The following is a 20,362-nucleotide window of genomic DNA, read 5'->3' on the forward strand; positions in this document are numbered from 1 at the left end:
CGTGCCCGAAGCGCGGTCCTGAAACCCTTCAAAAGCCGGAAACGATGGCGGCGGCCTCTAGAGCCATGCTCGAGAGGCCGCCGCTCGACACCAAGGTACGCGGGACCCAATCCCTGGCGTGTGACAGCGATTAAACCGCGAAATCGTTTCAACTCTGCAAACGAGCGGCGCGGGGCGACGAATTTCGTGCCAGCCGGTCGTGGCGTCAGTCCCTGCCCCGGCCGTCCGCAGGCCCCGAGACCCAGAGCAGCGCGCCGACGAGGGGCACGCTGAGCGCGTGTGGCAGGAGCTTCACCGCAAGCGCCGCGAGCGACGGCATGAGGCCGGGCACGATGACCGTGCGCCCGATCCGGTAGCCGAGGAATGCGCTCCGCGCCACGGCCTCCGCGCGCATCGCCGGAAGGAGTGTGCGATAGAGCGCGCCCTCGGCTCCCATTGCGCTATGGAAGGTCGTGTCCACCGGTCCCGGCGCGATGGCCGTGATCCTGACGCCGCGCCCGCGGGCCTCGTGTGCCACCGCTTCCGTGAGCGACACGAGGTAGGCTTTGCTCGCGTAGTACGCCGCCTGATAGGGGCCGGGCACCAGTCCGCCGAGAGAGGCGACGTTGAGGATGCCGCCGCGCCCGCGGGCGAGCATCGCCGGCAGCGCGTGATGCATGAGGCGCGTCGTGGCCGCGATGTTGAGCGCCATCAGCCGCTCGAGATCCTGGGTCCGCTGGTCTGCGAACGGACCGGCGAGCCCTGATCCCGCGTTGTTGACGAGCACGTCGGCATAGAGCCCTGCCGCGCGAAGCCCCGCTTCGAGCCGGTCCGGTGCATCCGCGTGCGCGACGTCGAGCGGAATCGGAACGGCCCTGACGCCGGTCGCGCGCCGGATCTCCGCCGCCGCCTCCGTGAGCGGTCCTTCATCGCGCGCGACCAGCACGACATCGCACCCCGCCTCGGCAAAGCGCCGCGCCAGCGCCCGCCCGATCCCGCGCGAGGCCCCCGTGACGACCACGGCGGGCGCGCGCCCGCTCACGGCCGCGAGCGCCTCCGGATCGGGACGTGCTGACCGGCCGATCCAGAGGTCGGCGAGAGAGGCAAGGGATCCAAGGGCGTTGGGCGGCATCGGTGCGGATCGGATCGGGGTTTCGGCCGGGACGAGCGAGCGGATTGGATCGAAAGACACCCCACTACCGCATGGATCGTTTTGATTTTGAAGGGCGAATGCGCGAAAAGTCCGCACGCCCTCGGTGCCGGCGCAGGCGCTGCATTCGCGCATCCGGCACCGGGCTGAGGGGCCTCAAATGCGCCCCGATCCTGTGGATATCTTTGAAGGCGCGCGGCGTTGGCAATAAAGTGGCGCGACAGAAGCGCCGCCGGCGTGAACGGAGCGGCCCCCGCGCCCAAGGTTGGGTGCCGCCATCGGACCAGCAGCGAGAACACCGACCGCCCTGGTCCGGGTCTCGAAATGCGCCAACGAGGACGTTGGCGTGCGTGCCAATCGTGCTCGATTTTACAATGGATTGGCCCGCAAGTCGGATGACTGGTGGAGGAGCGTACGATGAATGCAAATGCATCAAGATCGCTGGCCGACCGGGGTCTGGACAAGAATCCGGGTCTCGCCTCATTCGAAGCCTGGCTCGGCATGAACCGCCCCATGTTCGCGGCCATGTCGGAGCTGAACGGCCGCTTCCTCGAGCAGATGTCGCGGGCGAACAACGAGTGGCTGGGGTTCGTCAACCGGCGCCTGAACGAGGACATGGCCGCGTCGCAGCGCTTCATGGAATGCAAGACCATGCAGGACTTGTTCGCCGCGTACTCGGACTTCTTTGAGCGTGCCCAGCAGCAGTATCAGGCCGAGTTCCAGTATTTCGCCCGGCTGAACCAGAAAATCGCCGATGAGACGGCGTCCGTGATCAAGTCCCACATGGACGAGATCGAAGCGGAGGTCCGCCACTAGGCTGCGCACGCCCCCGATGCGTTTCTTCGAAGCCGGCCGCAGGTGTGGCGCCGGTTACGCGGCGTCTTTGCGCGCTCCGCGCCCCGTTCGCTGCGCCAGCGGCGAAAGCAGGACGATCACCGCCACGATGGCCAGTCCGAACACCAGCGCCACCGAAATTTCGTCGGCTCCCGAACCGAGATAGCGCACGATAATCGACACCAGGATGTCGTACTTGAAGACCGCGATCGTGCTTGCCGCGACGCCCGCGAGCTTGGCGGCGAGCTCCAGATCGTGATCGTGCTGGCGGAACGAGAACAGGAGCAGCAGCATCGCCCAGGCGCCGAACAGGAAGCTCATGAGCGGCACGATGGCCCGGAAGCCGCCCTTCTGCTGCACGCCGAACAGCGCGTCCGCCGACTGTACGTAGGCTTGGCTCATGAGCGGGAAGAAGATCATCGCCGCGGCTCCCACCAGGACGCCGATCTCGATGCGCGCGATCTTATCGGGGTAGTGTTCCTTGACGCCCGAGTGACGGACCGTCAGCAGGACGCTGATGGCAAGCAGGAGGAACAGGAAGAACACCTTGCCCGGCAGCAGCAGCCTGTGGATGCGGCCGGTGACCGATTGCTCTGCGGGATCGAGATAAAGGCGGTCGATCGCCGACTGGTAGTGCTGCTGGGCCTGGCAGCATTCGGCGTCCGTGCTGAGCGGGGGCGCGTCCGAGAGCGGCGTCGAGGCGAAGCAGAACCGCCTGGGCTCTTCGGTCCCGTTGCGCGCGATCAGCGGCTCTGCCCGGCACGAGCGGTAGAACTCGTGCACGCCGAGCCGGTTGCGGCTCACCGTGCGCAGATTGCTCACCCCGTCGATGAGCGCGATGCGCGCGCAAGGCTGCGCGGCGTCTCCGCAACCGGCAGGCTCGCTGGTGTCCGCGGCGAGGGTCGCGGGCTTGAGATCCCAGACCGAGCGATGCGGATTGGACGTGAGGCCGGCGGCCACCTGGAGCGCGAGCGCGGCGAGAAGCACGAGCCCGGCGAGGAACCGCATTGGCCCGAGGCGGACGTGGCGCCAGTACATGTCCACGAAGGCGCAGGACGGCAGATAGAACGCCGCGAGCGCGACCAGGCCGAGCGTCGGGAAGAACAGGAAGAGATGGCTGTCGAAGGTGACGAAGGTGAGGGCCTTCTCTGGGCCGAACTCCCAGATGAGGAGCGCCGGGACGGCCACGAACGACGCGCCGAGCAGCACATAGATGACGAACACGAACGCGCGCGCACCGAGAGACATGAGGGAAGACCTGCCTGGCAAAGGATCTCCATTTCGCGGCCGCAGTATGCCGGGCCCGGCCGGGCCGGCCTAGGGTTTCCCGGCCACGCCCGGCCGCGAACCCGCACGGGCCCCGCGGCCCAAGACGTGGCCCCCGGCGGAGGAGGCGGCCCGTAGCGGGGAGGCGGCCGACCGGCGCCCGTGCTAGGCCATGACTTAGGCCGCCACCGCGAGGGGCTGATCCGGCCGGGAGCCTGCGACCGGAGCGGGCCCGGTCGCGCGGGGACGCGCGACGCGCTCGCAGGGAATGCCGTGCCAGTGCGTGCTGGCCGGGAGCGTCTCGCCCTTCATCAGCACCGACAGCGGACCGAGCGCGGCACCGGCCTCCATCTCCGTGCCGTAGAGCACGACGGCCATGTTGCCGACCGTGCAGCCGTCGCCGATCTTGAGGTGGTCGGCCTTGAAGATGCGGTCCTCGAAGAGGTGCGTCTGGATCGTCGCGCCGAGATTGAGGCACGCCCTGTCGCCGATCTCGACCAGGTCGAATTCGGAGAACAGCGTCGTGTCGATGAAGCACCACTTGCCGATCTTGCAGCCCATCATGCGCAGGCAGGGAGCGATCAGCGGCGTGCCCATCAGCGGCTGCATCGCCGCCGCTGCGATCGTCTCGTAGAGGCCGTTCACGAGCTCGTTGTGCCAGACGTAGCGCGACCACAGCGGCTTGACGACCGGCCCGTGCGTGCCGGTCAGGATCTCCTTCACCATGGCGGTGATGATGATCGCCACGTAGGCGAGCGCGAGCGCGACCGCAGGCATGAGCGCCAGCACCCCGAGGAGGCCGAGCGACCGGTAGCCGGCGACGAGGAAGGCGACGAACGCCACGGCGCAGCCGATCGCGATGACGCTCGGCAGCAGGATGCGCACCGCGTCCGTGAGCGCCCGCTCCAGCCGCGCAAGCAGGCTCGGCTTGAAGATCTGGGCTTCCGCGAAGCAGCTGTCGCGCTGCGTGTTGGGGAGCGCGAAGCTCGGCGAGCCGAGCCACCGCGTTCCGTTCGGCACCACGGGCATGTCCGCAGGCGGCGTCGAGCAGACGCCGATCAGAACGTCGTCGCCGATGGTGTGGCCGCCGGTGACGACCGCGCTGTTGCCGATGAACGTCCGCGATCCGATCTTGACCGCACCGACCTCGAGCATGTCGTTGTGGATGCGCTCGCCGCCGACGAGGCAGGCGTCGGCAAGGAAGCTGCCCTCGCCGATCTCGAGCACGTCGGGGCAGATCTGCGAGACGGTCGAGATCTCGACCCCCTTGCCGATCTTGGCGCCGAACGCGCGCAGGAGGCCGGGCAGGTAGATCGTCGCATACACTGGCATCAAGAGCGTCTTGGTGTTCTCGAGCAGATAGGCTGCGAACCAGTGGCGCAGGTAGCGGAAGCTGTAGAGCGAGGTCATGCCAGGCTTGAGCGGGCCGATCAGGCGCTTCAGCATGATCGCGCCGCGGATGTAGGTGAAGAGCCCGACCGGGATCGAGGCGAACGCCGCCGCCACGCCCCACCACGGACCGCCGAGGTAGAGCGCTCCGAGCACAAGCGCGATCGAGGGAAGCGCGGTCAGGAGCAGAAAGTAGCCCATGGCGTAGATCAGCGTCAGGTGCATGAGGCCGTAGAATGCGCGCGTGAGCTTGTGGCCCATCCGGCGCAGCGGCGTGGCGTTCTTCATGTTGCGCCGGCGCTCGGGCACGTTGACGACGGCAGGGAGCGCGGGGATGCCCCGGCGCGCTTCGCCGGCCGCCATGTCGATGCCGTCGGCAAGCAGCGACATATCGTCGAGGCGCGATCCGTCGCCCATGCGCGAGCCGAGGCCGAGCGCGCACTGCATGCCGACGAAGCAATCGTTGCCGATGCTGACCGGCGCGATGACGAGATAGCCGTCCTCGATGCGATAGCCGAGGATCTGGGTTTCCGCGCCGACGCTCGCGTTGTCGCCGATCGACACCATGTCCCACGCACTCGAGAGGTTCGTGGAGATGGTCACGTCGCGTCCGATCTTCGCGCCCATCGCGCGCCAATAGAGGCTCATGAGCGGCGTGCCCTTGAACATCTCGGCCCAGGCCAGCGCCTGGAAGCGGTTGGCGATCCACCAGCGCAGGTAATAGCCGCCCCACAGCGGATAGCGCCCGGCCTGGTAGCGTCCGATGACGATCCACTTCACCGCGATGCTGAGCAGGACCAGGAACGGCCAGGCCACGAAGCCGACCACGGTCGACAGCGCCGCGGCGACGGTCCAGTGCATGTTGCCGTCGATGGTGGCCGTGATGACGAGCACCACGTACGTGAGCGGCAGCGCGAGCACCGCATAGTAGGCCGTCGCCACGAGGGCCTGTACGGTCGCGGTGGTCCAGCGGACCAGCGGGTGCACGCTCGCGAAGGCGGTTTCGCTCGCCGTCGGGCCGCCGCGGGCAGCTTCGTCATCGGCTCCGTCCTGGCGGTCGTCCTGCCGCCCGTTGTTCGTTTGAGTGAGATGCGCGGCGAGGCCGCGGACGGTGCGGTGCTCGTAGATGTCGCGCACGGAAAGGAACATCGAGCCCGTGCTCTCGCGCATGCGCGCGACCGCCTGGGCAGCCAGCAGCGAGTGGCCGCCGAGGTCGAAGAAGAAGTCGGCTTCGACGGAAATCTCGGGCAGGCGGAAAGCCTGCTGCCAAGCGTCCGCGATGCGCCGCTCGAGGTCATTGGCGGGCGCCACCACGGCCCCCGTGGCCGCGAGCAGCGTCTGCGGCGGCGGCAGCGCCTTGCGATCGATCTTGCCGCTCGACATCATCGGCAGCTCCGCCACCACGTCGAGATACTGCGGCACCATGTAGGCCGGCATCCGCTCGCGCAGGAGCGTGGTGAGCGCGTTGCGGTCGAGCGCCTTTTCGCCGCCCTCGACGACGACGTAGGCAGCGAGCTCCTTGAGGTCTGTCGTGTCGACGACGGTGGCGGCCGCAGCCTTGACCGCGGGGTGCTCGAGCAGCACTGCCTCGATCTCGCTGAGCTCGACGCGGAACCCGCGGATCTTGATCTGGCCGTCGAGCCGTCCGAGGAAGTAGAGCTCTCCGCCCTCGCCGAGCCGCACGTGGTCGAACGTCCGATAGAGACGCTCTCCGCCGTCCGCATCGAACGGGCTCTCGATGAAACGCTCGCTCGTGAGCGCGGGGAGGTTCATGTACCCGCGCGCGACGCCGGCGCCGCCGATGTAGAGTTCGCCCGTCTCGCCCGCCGCCACGGGGCTGAGGCTCTCGTCGAGGACGTAGGCGGTATAGTCGGGCAGCGGCACGCCAATGCTGACGGCCTCGCTCGGCACGCATTCGCTCCAGGTCGCGACCACGGTCGCTTCCGTGGGCCCGTAGGTGTTGAGCATGCGGCGGCCGGGGATCGCCCAGCGGGTGACGAGCTCATTGGAGCAGGCTTCGCCGCCGAGCACGAGCGTGTGCACGCTCGGCAGATCGCGGTCGATCATCGCCAGCATCGTCGGCACGGTGGAGAAGTAGGTGATCTCCTGCTCGTTGATGAAGAGGGCGACATCGGACGGCGACCGCAGGATCTCTTCGGTGGGCACGACGAGCGTGCCGCCGAGCGAGAGCGCGGCCCAGATCTCCTCGACCGACGCGTCGAACGCGGTCGAGAAGCCCTGATAGACGCGATCGTCCGCGGTGACTTTGTAGATGCTCTTGAGCGAGCGCACGAACGCCGCCGCGTTGCGATGCTCGATCATCACGCCCTTGGGGCGTCCGGTCGAGCCCGACGTGTAGATCACGTAGCAGAGATCCGTGGGCTCGATCTCGCGGGCGAGCGGCGGAACCGTTGCGGGCAGCCGCGAGATCGCCGTGTGATCGCCGTCGAGGTTGAGGATCGGCGTCGGGATCGCGCCGTCGACGGCGGCAGACAGGGCGTGCTCCGTCACGAACGCCTTGGCACCCGAATCCTCGAGGATCGCCCGGATCCGCTCGAGCGGGAACTTAGGATCGATGGGCACGTAGCCGGCACCCGCCTTGAGGATGGCAAGCATTGCCGCATAGAGCCGGGGCGACTTCTTGAGATAGAGCGCGACGAGATCGCCGGGCCGGACGCCGCGCGAGATCAGGCGGTGCGCGATCTGGTTGGCGTAGGCGTCGAGCTCGGCGTAGGTGAGGCTTTCGTCCGAGAACTCGACCGCAGCCTTGTTCGGGCGCTGGACGACCTGTGCCTCGAAGTAGAGGTGGAGCAGGCGCGGCTTCGATGTCGTGTAGGATCGCCGTGTCTGTGGTCCGCGGCCCGGATTGAGCATTGACGTGCGCCTCGGTGGGACGAGGCGAGGCACAAATCGATCCCGTTGCCGCCGTCGGGGTCCGACGGCAGCTTGAGGCGGCTTCGATTGTTCGATCGGCTAGGCTGCGAACCGCATTCCGGAGTCTTCGGGACGCTTGTGTCGCGAACTCAGACGCTCTTCCTCGCTTCGGCTTCTAGTTTCGAAGCGACGGTCGCAAGGCGCGTGCCACGCATTTTCGAGGCGAGTGTGTCAGGATGCCGGGGCGCGCTCCGGCGCCCGATGGGGCCGATTAACTCACTAATATTGCCGACATTTGTGAGATGTCCTGCGGTTGAGCGAGGTTGTGCGCGCGGGGTCCGGGATCGCCCCGCGCGACCGCGCGGGGGACGCGTCGCTTCGAAATGCTCCACGTGTCCTGGTCCCTGTCCTAGACTGGAACGATCCGCCTGGTGATCGTTTCGAGCGCGGGACGCGCCGCCCGCGGGGCCACGGCGGGGCGCGCATCGCCCCTCCTCATCGTCCCTCCATTGTCCCTGTGGCGATCGCCCCCTGGGCCCCCTGCGGGGTAACGTTAACGCATGCCGCCGGTTGCGACCCTTAAGCCATTTTCGGTCATGCGCTTACGGCCGAAGTGGGATATGGAACATGAGAAATTGAGCGGGACGGACGGCGTGCGGCGTTTACTGGCATCCTCACTCTTTATTGTCGGACTGGGCGTTTCGTGCGTCCCTGCGATCGCACACTTTCTCGAAAGAGGGTCGGGCGACGTGAAGAAGGGCTACGACATCACGCGGAGCGCGCTCGTGCCGGTCTATCCGAAGGGGCACGCGTGCTCTCCGTTGACCTCGCTCTACGCGAGCTGGCGTGACGTCGACGGAACGCGCCGCAGCGAGGCGCACTCGGGCGTCGACGCGGGACGGCTCGGCGAGGACATCATCGCGCCCGCCCCCGGCATCGTGAAGGCGGTCTGGGAGGCGAACTGGGGATGGGGCAAGGAAGGCGCGCTCCTCATCCAGCACACCGCCTCCGAGCTCAACCTGGACGACGGCGCCGCCTATTACCTCACGGCCTACGACCACCTGAGATACGATGACATCAAGCACTTGAAGCCCGGCCAGCGTGTCGCGCGGGGCGAGCGTCTGGCGCGCGTCGACAGGCCGGGCGGTCACGCCCACTACCTGCCGGAGGTGCATTGGGAGGTCTGGGAGGCGGAGACCGATGCGCTGCGCTGGGTCACCAACCAGCACGGCGGCCGGGAATGGCGCACCCCCGGGGCGCGCCTGATCGATCCCCTGTACATGCTCGGCCTCCACGATCCGCCAAAGGACGGCAAGTCGGTCAGGATCGTGCCGTTCGACGCCGAAGCCGACTACACGCATTTCCGGGGCTTCACCTACATCCTGCCCTGCCCCAAGGCCGCGGCGTAAACCCTGACGGCCGTTTCCCGGGCGGCAGAGAGCGGGCGGCGCGCAGGTGGCATCCGCCTTGCAGTCCCGTGTTTCAGTTTCTCATTCCGACAGGAGCTGAACATGCGCCGCCCTCGCCTCGCCTTCGCCCTCAAGCATGCACGTGCCCCCGCCCTCGCCGTTCTCGCCGCGCTCGCGTCGGGCCCGGCCGGTGCCGAGAACGGGTCCGGCGCCACCGCGAGCGCGGACAATGGCACCGTCTGGTGGTCCGAGATCGTGAGTGCGGATCCCGCCCGGACCCGCGATTTCTATGCCAGCGTCGCCGGCTGGACGCCGAGGACGGTCGCGGCCGTTGATACAACGCGGCCTCCGATGACCGGCGAGGCCGAGTACACGCTCTTCATGCACAACGGCGTCGAGGTCGCCGGCGGCTCGAAGCTCGAGGCCGACGATGCCGCCGAGGTTCGCCCGGGTTGGATCACCTACATCCAGGTCGCAAGCGTCGACGATGCCGTCGTCGAGGCTCTGAAGAAGGGCGGCCGCATCCTGAAGGCGCCCTTCGACGACGCCAACACCGGCCGCCTGGCGATCGTGGCCGACCCCGACGGCATCCCGGTCGGGCTCGTCACGCCGAGAAGCGGGGCCCCGGTGAACTGACGGGCGGGCTGGCGGCTGAAATTGCGGTCGAGCCGACGGTCTCGATCGCACCGGTGCCGCGGGCGGGCTGAGCCCGCTGGCCCGGCTCAAGCGTTAAGAAAACGTGTCAAACCAACACCGAGGTTGCGCCATCGACACCTTTTTGCACCTCATGCGACGGAAGCGTGGCATTCGCGCATGCACGCCCACGGAAAATCGCCTTTAGGGCTTGCCGTCCCTCGACAGGGACCCAGCGAATCGGGTGTTTGATCACCTCATATATTGTTCTGTCGGGACTGTATCGCGTTTTTCCCGCACCGTTTTTGGGGGCATTCAGGATGGGAAAGCGCACCGTTACGTCCGTCGTAGGTGGTCTTGCTTTGGCGCTGGTAGCAAGTCCGGCACTTGCTGACGGCATGGTCTCGCTGAAGGATACCGTGGTGGCGCCTGCCGCGCCAACTTGGACCGGTATGTATTTCGGCGGCAGCGTCGGCTACGGCTGGAACGATTCGAAGAATATCTACCGAGACAACGATGGCGGCAATCGGACCGTCAGTGAGGACGCTGACGGCGGCCTCGTTTCGCTTGTTTGGGGTTATGACTGCCAGTGGGATCGTATCGTCGTCGGCGTGTTCGGCGACATCGACTGGTCCGACATCAACCGCGGCCGCACCTTCGACGGCATGACGATCGATCGCTCCTACAACATCGGTGCCCGCATCGGTGTGCTCCTGAGGCCCGAGACGCTGGCCTTCGTGACCGCCGGCTACTCGCGCGCCCACTTCGACAACGACGGTTGGTGGGATTACGATTCAGGATTTAACGGTCGAGGATCCGTAGATTTTGATGGTTATTTCATCGGCGGCGGCCTTGAGCACATGCTCGGCAACGGCTTCTTCCTGCGCGGTGAGGTTCGCTACGCTGACTACGGATCCGAGATCACAAACGCCGGGTCCTCTGGTGGCGTGACCTGGGTTGACAAGGAAGACCCCGAAATCTGGACCGCCAGGCTCGGTATCGTCTACAAGCTGAACCGTGACCATGGCGCCGAAGGCTTCTCCGACGGCAACATCAAGGTCATCAGCTACACCGGCGTCGATGTCGCCAAGGACATCTGGACCATCTACTCCGGAAGCCTGTTCGCCCTGAACGGCGACTTCACACGCAATGGCTTGGTGGCGCGGACCTTCGGCTGGTACTCGAACTACGACTACAATGCCGGCGGCACCTCCATCGATGCGGACGACCGCGCCATCGATGCGATGCTCGGCTACCTCTATTATTTCGGGACGACGAGCGCCATCGGCTATGTCGGTATGGAAGTGCGCGACGTCGACCTATCTCCGGATGATCCGGACAATCCGGTCCGCGGCACCGAGACCGGATTCAAGGTCGCCCTTGAGGTCGAGACCGGGGACGAGAACCCGTTCTACTTCGCCTTCGATACCAGCTACTCGACGGCATTCGACACCTACTACGGCAACCTGCGCCTCGGCTGGAACCGCAACGGCACCAAGTTCGGTCCCGAAGGCGAGATCTGGAGCGAGGAAGGCGACGTGACGTCCCGCCTCGGTGCCTTCGTGGTGCTGCCCTTCAACCTGAGGCCGACCCTTCCGGCCGAGGTCTCGCTCAGCGGCGGCTACCAGTGGGTCGACGAAGACGACACCGATGGCTTCGGCGGCAACCGTGGCGGCGAAGGTGCCTACTTCAACTCCTACCTCAAGGTCATGTTCTGATCGGCGCGCCCGCGCTGGCAGGACGGTCGAACGACAAGCGCTCCGGACCAAGGTCCGGAGCGCTTTGTTTTCAATAGCCGCGCGCGACGTCGAGCCCTTGGTCCGCCAAACGGGCCGCAAACCGGATCAGAAGCGGAGCGCCAATTCGGCGCAAGAGGATCCTCTCGCCTTGGAGTCGTTCCGACTTATGTGGAACCATGGTCATGCGAGCAATTGGCGTGTCTGGATCCCGGCCGTCCATGCGGAGCATGGCTCCGCCATGATGCCGGGATGACGTCATTTGTATGCAGGCCGGCTACGCAAACTCAACGTCACTCCGGCGAAGGCCGGAGTCCAGACAAGCTTGCGCATGTCGAACCGCTGTTTCCATCTGAAACGGAAACTCTCTAGGGAGCCGGCGCCGGTGTCCGCTCGCGCGTGATGCGTCGGGCGGAGGGCGGCGTCGGCGTGAGGCCGAGCCATCCCTGCATGCGGATCAGCGCTTCGGGAAGCACGACGAGATTGAGGAACGTTGCCGTGGTGAGGCCGCCGAGGATCGCGATCGCCATCGGCGCCTCGATCTCGTGCCCCGGCCGGCCGAGGCCGAGCGCCAGCGGAACGAGACCCAACGCCGCGAGAAGGGCGGTCATGAAGACGGGCGCGAAGCGCTCACCGGCCGCAAGCCGTATCGTGTGATCCGACCAGGGGTGGCCTTCGCGGTCCACCAGATGCTCGACGTGCGCCAGCATCATCACGGAGTTCCGGGCCCCGATGCCGAAGACGGTCGCGAGTCCGACGAGGCTGCCGAGCGTGAGGCCAATTCCACTGGCGACCGTCGCGGCCATGCCGCCGATCAGGCAGAACGGCACGTTGATGAGCAGCACGGCCGCAAGCGCCCGCCGGGTGAACGCGGCCGTCAGCACGAGCACGACGAGCGTGACGCTCAACGCCGCAAGCAGCGCGAGCCGGATCTGACCCGCCCGCTCCTCCTCGGCCTGGCCGGCGAAGGAGACGTAGATGTCCGGCGGCAGCCCGAGGTCTGCGACGCGCGCTTTCACCTCCGCAACCGTATCGCGGAGCGAACGCTCGGACGATCCGTTGAAGTTGACGTTGACGCGCCGCTCTGCGCCGTCGTGCTGGATGTTCACGCGCCCGTCGGTCATCGAGATCGAAGCCACGTTTCCGAGCAGGACGCGCGTGCGCGCGTTGCCGACGAGCAGGTTCGAGAGCTGCTCGACGCGGCTGCGTGCTTCCGGCGGCAGGATCACCACCACATCCACCGTCTCGGCGCCCGCGTACGTCTGGCCGATGGTGGTGCCGGCGAACGCCGTCTGCATGGTGTCGAGCGCATCCCGCGCCGTGAGCCCGTAGTTCGCCAGCGCCGCGTGATCGAGCTTGACGGTGAGCGTGGGCACTCTGGCGGCCTTCGGGATACGGAGATCCTCGACGCCCTCGATTCCGGCGATGGCGCTGCGGACGGCCTCGCCCGCGGCCTCGAGCTTCTCGAGGTTGGTGCCCGTGAGGTTGATCACCACCTGGGCCGTCTCGCCGCTGAGGCTCTCGCTGATGCGGTCGCCGAGGAACGTCATGGTCTCGCTGCGCACCTCGGGGAAATTCTCGAGCACGTCGCGAATTTTCTCCTGCGCCTCGCTCTCCGTCTCCGCGTGCTCGTCCGTGAGCTCGATATGGAACTCGCTCTTGTCCGGGCTCCAGGTGTCCTCGCCCAGATCCGCCCGCCCGATCTGGTGGCCGACGGCAAGCACGAAGGGCAGCTTCAGAAGCTCGTTCGACACCCGCACGCCGGTCGCCGTCACGTCGCCCACCGACGTTCCCTGGGCGGCCATCGCCATCTGCACGACGAAATGCCCCTCGCGGAACTGCGGGATGAGCTCGCTGCGCAGGAACGGCGCGACCGCCACCGCCGCCGCGGCCGCCGCCGCAAGAACGGAGACCGTGAGACCCCAGTGCCGGCGGACCTTCTCCATGCACCACGCCTGGAACGCCTTCATCACGTCGAGAAGGCGCGGCGTCTCCTTGGTCTCCTCTCCGGTGAGCAGAAGTGCACAAAGCGCCGGCGTCACCGTCATCGCCACCACCATGGAGGCGATGACCGCGAGGATGAAGGTCAGTGCCATCGGTGCGATGAAGCGTCCCTGCACGCCGCCGACGAACAGGATCGGCAGGAACACGAAGATGACGGCCAGCGTGCCGTAGAGCATCGAGCCGCGGATTTCGATCGAGGATTCCTCGATGGTGGCGAGATCGTCGTCGCGGCCAGCCGCTTTCGCAAGCCGGAGGCGGCGCATGATGTTCTCGATGTCGATGATGGCGTCGTCCACCAGCACGCCGAGCGCCAGCGCGAATCCGCCGAGCGTCATGGTGTTGAGCGTCTGGCCCATTTCGGCAAGCACGAAGATCGCCGCGAGCAGCGACAATGGAATGGCGAGAAACGAGATCAGCGCCGCCCTCCAGCTCCGGAGGAAGGCGTAGAGCACCGCCAGGATCAGCGCCGAGCCCAACGCCAGCGCATGCGCGAGGTTGCCGAGCGCGCGCTCGATGAAGGAAGCGGGCCGATGCAGGAGGATGATGTCGATGCCACGTTGCGCGAGCGTGGGTTTCAGGTCCTCGAGCGCCGCCTCGACTGCCTGCGTGGCTTCGAGCGTGTTGGCGCCGAACTGGCTCGACACGGTCACGAGCACGCCGGGCTTGCCCATGATGGTCGCGTCCCCGATCGGCACGGCCGGTCCGATCGTGACGTTCGCGACATGCCCGATCGTGATCGGCATGTTGTCCTGCATCGCCACCAGCCCCTGGGCGATCGCCTGCGGATCGGGCGCGGGCGGCGCCGTATCGAGCGTGATGCGCTGCGAGGCAGTGTCGATGGTGCCGCCGCCGCGCAGCGCCAGGGCCCCCTTCCCCGCCTCCATGACGTCGCTCACGGTGAGGCCGAGGCCGGCCAGCCGGTCGAGATCCGGCTGGATCTGCACCTGCCGGATGGCGCCGCCGTAGACGGTGACGCGCGCGATGCCCGGCAGCGACAGGAGATGCGGATGGATGGTCCAGTCGGCGATGTCGCGCAGCGTGTAGGGATCGACGGTGTTGGATAGCAGCCCGAACTTGATCACGTCCATGGTGCTGGAGGTGAGCGGCGTCAGCGTCGGCTGCGCGACGCCGGCCGGCAGCTCGCCCGCGAGCGTCGACAGGCGCTCGGAGATTCCCTGCCGGATGGCGACGGGATCGACGGTCTCCTCGAACGTGATCAGCACGACGGAGAGGCCGTAGACCGATTCGGAGCGGATCGATTCGATCCCCGGCGCGCCGTTGACGGCGGCCTCGATCGGCCGCGTCACGATCTGCTCGACGTGCTCGGGCGCGAACCCGGGCGCCTCGGTTTGGATCGTGACCTGGGGCGGAACGAACTCGGGAAAGACGTCGAGCGGGGCGTGAAGCGCGAAGAAGACGCCGGCGACGAACCATACGACAGAAAGGGCGGCGACGAGCGAGCGGTGCCGGATCGACCATCGGATCAGGGTGTCCATGGCGCAGGGTCTCAGTCGGGATCGGGATCGGAGCTGGCGATCGGCGCAGCGTGGAGCCCGGTCGCGCTGTCCGTATCGCCCGGCCGACGCCGCGTCGGGCGCGGCCGGTCGTCGTCGTCATCATCGTCATCGAACGAGCCGGGCTCCGCCTCGCGGGCAAGGAGCGCTGAGGCTCCCTTCACCACCACTTTCGTTCCGGCGGCGAAGTCGTTCGTCAGATACCCCGTTTCGACCGGCGTCGTGAGCGAGATCGGTTTGCGTTCGAACGCGTCGGGGCCCGTCTCGACATAGCACCACGAGGCGCCCGCATGGACGACCACCGCGTCGGCCGGCACGATCACGCCGGAGGCAGGCGTGCCGCGCTCGGCCGTTGCCTTCGCGCGGTCTCCCGGTTTGAGGCTGGGCCCCGTCGGCATGATGCCGAAGAAGGAGGTGCCGGGCATGGCGAGATTGCCGGAAGGGGCGGGCCACACCTTGTCGACCGCGATCTCTTCGCCGCCGCCGAGCGGCGTGATGCGCACGTTTTGAGGGTTTCGCTCGACCGAGCGTGGGAAGTCGACGCGCACGAGCGTCGTCTTGCCGGAGGAAAGCTCGTCCACGAGCCGCAGCCGGTTCTCGGCGGCGAGGAACGGCGCCGTGTCGCCCCAGGCATTCCGGAGGCGCAGCTCGAGCAGCGCCACCTGCGTGGCGTCGGTCGCGGCCTGCCGCTCGGCGTTGTCGAGGCGATGCTCGCCAAGCGAGCTTGTGCCCTTGAAGCGCGCCACGGTCCGCTGGCTGAAGGCCGACGCGATTTCGGCGGCGCGGATTTCGGCGTCGAGCTGCGTCAGCGGGTCGGGGCTGACGAGCGTGGCGATGCCGTGGATCCTCTGGGCTCCCTGGGCCGGCGCGAGCGCCACGGAGACGGGCCTGAAATCCACCTCCTGCTCGGGGGAATAGGCTTCCGAGCGCGGCTCCTCGCACGCCCCGAGCGCCAGAAGGAGGATGAGTGCAGCCTTCCTCATGATTGAGATTCAAGCACCAGGGGTAAAATCCTATAACTTACTGGGAAGAATGCCCTATTAGGCGTGCCGTCGCCAGCCTTTAGCGAATCCACGAATTTACGATGTGTTGTCAGGGCCTTGGAGCCAATGGCTCTCCATCGCCCCGCGACGCCGCCGGGCCGGTGCGTGCGGTTAAGGTTCTCGATGTCGAAGGGCTCAGGCGGCGGAGCGGTGAGGATAGAGTTCGCCGCGGATGCCCCGGAAGCCGGTGCGGATGGTCGCATCGATCCCCATGGCATCGCCCCACGCCGTGGGGCATCCGGATGAAAGAGACCGCGGATGCAGCGTTTCTTCTCGCCCCTTCCCACTCCCGGCCGGTTGGTCTATGAAGGCCGCCTCCACACGCTCCCCTCCCAAAAATGCATTGACCCGTAGGTGTTATCTTGCTGCACATCGACCTTCCGACCCGCGTTGAGATCGAGAAGCTGGCCGCGTATCGGCAGAGCCCTGCGGTTTCGATCTACCTTCGGACCACGCCTCTGACCCAGGACACCGATGCCAACCGCATCGAGCTCAAGAACCAGTTGAAGGCGGCGGTGGCCGAGATGACCGAGGCGGGCATCGACAAGCGGTCGATCTGGCCGATCGAGGAGAGCGTCGGCGCACTGATCGAGGACGATGATTTCTGGGCGTACCAGGCCAACAGCCTGGCCATCTTCGTCACTCCCGAGAAGATCCAGACCTTCCGCCTCGCCAACAAGCTGACCAGCATGGTGGAGGTCGCCGACCGCTTCCACCTGAAGCCGCTGATCCGCGCCGTCACCTTCCCGCACAATGCCTATGTGCTGGCGATCGGCATCGGGGCGGTGCGCTTCATCGAGGTTTCGGCCGACCTTCCGCCGCACGAGGTGAAGGTGCCGAACCTGCCGCGCGACGCCAACCAGGCCATTGGCCGGCGCAGCCATCTGGAGCGCTCCGGCGACATGCGTTCGGGCGAGGCCACCAGCGAGAACGCGCTGCTCACCCGTTACGCCCGCGCCGTGGACGAGGCGCTGCGTCCCGTCCTCGCCGGTCACGGCCGGCCGCTGATCATCGCCGCCACCGAGCCCCTGGCCTCGATCTTCCGCTCGGTGTCGAGCTACCCGAACGTCGCCGACGTGACCATTCCCGGCAGCCCCGACCATGTGCCGGAGCATGAGCTGGCGGCCTCAGCCCGCACCGTCCTCGACGGTGTCTATGCGGCCGAGATGGCAGCCGTCGCCGCCCTTTACGCCAAGCGCGAGGCGCAGGGCCGTGCCACCGCCGACGTGGCGCAGGCCGCGCGCGCCGTCACCTTCGGCGCCGTGGATACGCTGATCGTCGACATGGACAGCGCGAGCCCCGGAACGGTGGACGACGAGACCGGCGCCGTGACCTTCGCCGAGACCGCCGATGCCATCAATTACGGCGTGGTGGACGAGATCGCCCGGCGAGCGCTGGAGACCGGCGCGCGGGTGATCTCCGCCCGGCGGTCCGAGATCCCCGGCGGCGGCGAGTTGGCGGCGATCCTGCGCTATCCGGTCTGAGCGACCGTTTGAAAACGCGAACGGAGCGGCGTGGGGACCTACCTCATGCCGCTTTCCCCCGCACTGCGCTGATCGCCAGCGAGATCGCAATCGGCCTCGATTGAACTTCTGGCCACCGATCAATGGCGGCCCTTACGAGAAAACGTCGGGCCTCCTGGCAGACGCGTGCGTGCGCCGAGGCCGCGGTCGTCCAAGCCCCTCTTCAGGCTGACAGGACCGCCTTGGGTATGGCGATCGTGGCAACGAGGCCCGTCGGGCGCCAGTGACGCTCGATCGTTGTCTTCAACGCGCATGTCACGCTTCGTTCCAATTGGCTGCCAAACCCTTGAGGCCCGCCTGTTGAAGGCACCGGCCCGCCGGTTTCCCGCCAGACGAGGCGAACCAGGTCGCCATCGGTTGCGACGCTCACGTCGAGCTGTCCGCTCGCAGCCGATAACGATCCGAATTTGGCGGCATTGGTGGCCAACTCATGCAGCAGCAGCGACACATAGGGGACAGCGTTGGCGCCGACATCGCAGTCATGGCCTCCGATCACAACCGGGCCGTCCGCCGCCGCATAGGGATCGAGAATCCGGTGGATGAGCGCGAGGAGCGACGAGGCCTGCGGGGTCCCGGCATCGTGTGGCCGGCCCGCCATCGTCATGTCATGCGCGCGCGCCAGCAATGACAGCCTCGCGCGGATATCGTCGACCACCACCCTCCCGCTTCCGGACGACCTTGCGCTGATCGACACGATCGCGGCCGCCAGCGCAAACAGGTTCTTCACCCGATGACCCATCTCGCCCAAGAGAAGCCGTTGCTGCTCCTGCGCCCTCAGTCTCTCCGTAATGTCGCGGGCGATCTTGGAGACGCCGACAATAACGCCGTCCTCATTGCGAATGACGGAGGTCGTCAGCGATATGTCGACCAACGATCCGTCCTTGCGGCGTCGTTTCGTCTCGAAGCGCCCGACACGCTTGCCGCATTGGATCTCCGCCAGGATCGCCGAGTCTTTCTCCAGCCGGTCCTCCGGGATCAGGATCGCGATCGGCTGGCCGATCGCCTCGTCCGCCGAATACCCGAACAGGCGGGACGCACCATGGTTCCAGCTTTGGATGATGCCATTGAGGTTTCTGCTGAAGATTGCATCATCCGATCCGTCGATCAGCGCAACCCGCCAGTCTCTCGGATCCGGTGCGCTACCGCTATTGCCTGAGTTTTGTTTGAGCAGGTTCCCGGCTGCACCCGTGGCGCAAGGACCGGTGCTGTGTGTATTAAATTTACGCATACCCGCTCCAACTCCGTAAGCATTATCGAACGACAGCATGCGGGAATCATCGGTGTGGCCCGGCGACAAACAAGGTCGGCATTGGCCAGAAACCGGAGACATCCGGCCAATCCTGGAAATTTCATAGGCGCGTCGCGTAATTACGAAAGAGTTCGCTTCATGCCATTGCAGAGGCACCGTTACCGGCTCGAATTGGTCTGTGACCTCATTATTCGATGCCCATCCAATAATGAGGTTACAGCCTAGGTTTCGCGCGTCCCCTTGCGATAGTCGTGAGGGGCAGCGTTCGTCCAGCGGCGGAACGCGTGGCGGAACGAGGAGGCATCGCTGAAGCCCAGGGCGAACGCGATATCCTCGACGCTGAGGTCGGTTTCGCGGACATACTTAATGGCGACCTGGCCCCGCAACTCGTTAGCGAGACTTCGGAAGCACGTTCCCTTCTCCTGCAGCTTGCGCCTGAGGCTGCGACCGCTCATGTTGAGGCACTTGGCGACCTGCTCGAAGCTGAGCGGCCGGGACAGGTTGGAGAGGATGAGTTCGCGGATCTCGCCGGCGATCCCTGCGCTCAACTCGAGCTCCTTGAGCAGGCCATTGCAAAGCTGCCTGAGCTCGGCATGGGCGAGCTTGTTGGCGAAATCCGGCTGCCGGTCGAGCCAGGCGGCATCGAAGGCGAACCTGTTCTCGGATTTGCCGTAGAGAACCGGGCAGCCGAAGAAGGCCGTCCCGCGCTCGTCGCCATGCGGTCGCTCCAAAGCATAGTCCACTAGCGTGGGCTTGAAGGTCGGTCCCATGATGTTGCGATGGAGCGATAGGTGGACCGCCATCTGCAGCTCGACGACGAATTTATAAAGCACATCGTCGAGTTCCAGATGAGGCGCGGGAGTGACGATCCAGACAGCCGCGCGCCCGTCTTCCCGGAAGTCGATATCCATCATCGGCGTCGCCAGCTGATGATAGGCCATGGCGAAGGCCATTGTCTCCCGGAAATCAGGGCTGCTCAGGATGGAAAATCCATATATTCCATAGGTCGACACGCAGGATTTCAAGCCGGCACGGTATGCGAGCTGGGCATTCCGCGAGAGTTTGATGGCGTTGCGATAGGACTGCAGAACCTGCGCCGCCGAGACCTTCGTCGCCGGTGAGTCCAATTGCTCGCGCGACAGAGAGACATCAGCGAGCGCCTCTTCTGCGGGAATGCCTTCATCGGCCAGCAAGTCGACGATTACGGCAATCTTTGCGACGGAATAAATTTTGGCTGCGGTCGATGAGTTCATGGATAAAAAATAGACTTAGGGAGCATGATTTTATTCTGTCGGAATTCGTCCAGAAGCCATCTCCGGCGCAACGGGGACGATGGCATCGGTTCGCACCAACGCAAGGCGACCAATGTCGCCGAATACTGCCGCGGCCAATCAAAACAACATACTATAAGAAAAGGCGTACTGCAGAGTCCACGCCGGCTATTTTCGATGGGCCATGCTGCCGGTGAAGACGCCGGAAGCAATAGTTTCTATTGTTACCTCGTTTGGTAAACTGCCCTTTGAATCCATAAGAGAATTAATTATTTAGCGCGGTGATCGGCGAGAGAAATTTCGAGCAGCCCGCAGGGCTCAGGAGCAGGGCGACCCGGTGGTCTTGGCGAAGCCAAGCTCCGCTTGGACCGCCGCCCCCGCGGAGCGCCTTCGGCGCGTGAGCTAAAAATGGCGGGCTTGGAGAGACCAAGTTCGAACTCTGGTCCAAGCCCGAAGGGCTCGGGAGCAAAGCGACCCGCGGCGAGCCG

12 protein-coding genes are annotated in these 20,362 nt (G+C 66.1%); 5 read left to right on the top strand and 7 right to left on the bottom strand.

Translation table 11 applies throughout. From position 1 onward, the window contains the following. Positions 1–205 precede the first annotated feature (205 nt). Entirely contained in the window at positions 206–1,111 is a 906-nt protein-coding gene (locus V7082_RS02475) for an SDR family NAD(P)-dependent oxidoreductase (RefSeq protein ID WP_334146034.1), read from the bottom strand. A gap of 435 nt (positions 1,112–1,546) precedes the next feature. Here V7082_RS02475 and V7082_RS02480 point away from each other — a divergent pair, with 435 nt between their 5' ends. Beyond that, on the top strand, positions 1,547–1,945 hold the full coding sequence (locus V7082_RS02480; protein ID WP_334146035.1) for a phasin family protein: 399 nt from the start codon (positions 1,547–1,549) through the stop codon (positions 1,943–1,945). A 54-nt stretch (positions 1,946–1,999) separates the two neighbouring features. Here the strand turns inward: V7082_RS02480 and V7082_RS02485 are convergent, their stop codons facing one another. Next, positions 2,000–3,211, bottom strand: coding sequence for a hypothetical protein (locus V7082_RS02485; protein WP_334146036.1), 1,212 nt, complete (start codon positions 3,209–3,211; stop codon positions 2,000–2,002). A gap of 195 nt (positions 3,212–3,406) precedes the next feature. Then, a complete protein-coding gene (locus V7082_RS02490; protein ID WP_334146037.1) occupies positions 3,407–7,492 on the bottom strand; it encodes a Pls/PosA family non-ribosomal peptide synthetase in 4,086 nt (1,361 codons plus the stop codon). A 749-nt stretch (positions 7,493–8,241) separates the two neighbouring features. Here V7082_RS02490 and V7082_RS02495 point away from each other — a divergent pair. The 3 genes from V7082_RS02495 (at position 8,242) to bcsS (ending at position 11,252) form a co-directional block, all read left to right on the top strand. Next, the gene (locus V7082_RS02495; RefSeq protein WP_334146038.1) at positions 8,242–8,901 is read left to right on the top strand and encodes a M23 family metallopeptidase; all 660 of its coding nucleotides are present in this window, start codon (positions 8,242–8,244) and stop codon (positions 8,899–8,901) included. 102 nt (positions 8,902–9,003) lie between these two features. Continuing rightward, on the top strand, positions 9,004–9,537 hold the full coding sequence (locus V7082_RS02500) for a VOC family protein (protein ID WP_334146039.1): 534 nt from the start codon (positions 9,004–9,006) through the stop codon (positions 9,535–9,537). 317 nt (positions 9,538–9,854) lie between these two features. Then, complete coding sequence (gene bcsS / locus V7082_RS02505; protein ID WP_334146040.1) at positions 9,855–11,252, top strand: cellulose biosynthesis protein BcsS; 1,398 nt, start codon at positions 9,855–9,857, stop codon at positions 11,250–11,252. A gap of 386 nt (positions 11,253–11,638) precedes the next feature. On the opposite strand, the gene V7082_RS02510 is transcribed toward bcsS, so the two are convergent. Next, positions 11,639–14,770, bottom strand: coding sequence for an efflux RND transporter permease subunit (locus tag V7082_RS02510; protein WP_334146041.1), 3,132 nt, complete (start codon positions 14,768–14,770; stop codon positions 11,639–11,641). A gap of 11 nt (positions 14,771–14,781) precedes the next feature. Then, positions 14,782–15,771 (bottom strand): hypothetical protein, encoded by a 990-nt coding sequence (locus tag V7082_RS02515; RefSeq protein WP_334146042.1) that lies wholly within the window; start codon positions 15,769–15,771, stop codon positions 14,782–14,784. 422 nt (positions 15,772–16,193) lie between these two features. Between V7082_RS02515 and V7082_RS02520 the strand changes: the two genes are divergently transcribed. Next, a complete protein-coding gene (locus V7082_RS02520; RefSeq protein WP_334146043.1) occupies positions 16,194–17,315 on the top strand; it encodes a baeRF11 domain-containing protein in 1,122 nt (373 codons plus the stop codon). Positions 17,316–17,517: 202 nt separating this feature from the next. On the opposite strand, the gene V7082_RS02525 is transcribed toward V7082_RS02520, so the two are convergent. Further along, complete coding sequence (locus V7082_RS02525) at positions 17,518–18,621, bottom strand: PAS domain S-box protein (protein ID WP_334146044.1); 1,104 nt, start codon at positions 18,619–18,621, stop codon at positions 17,518–17,520. A 203-nt stretch (positions 18,622–18,824) separates the two neighbouring features. Further along, complete coding sequence (locus V7082_RS02530) at positions 18,825–19,856, bottom strand: AraC family transcriptional regulator (RefSeq protein WP_334146045.1); 1,032 nt, start codon at positions 19,854–19,856, stop codon at positions 18,825–18,827. Positions 19,857–20,362: the final 506 nt, after the last annotated feature.

This window comes from Hyphomicrobium sp. (assembly GCF_036833075.1).
Taxonomy (GTDB): Bacteria; Pseudomonadota; Alphaproteobacteria; order Rhizobiales; family Hyphomicrobiaceae; genus Hyphomicrobium_C.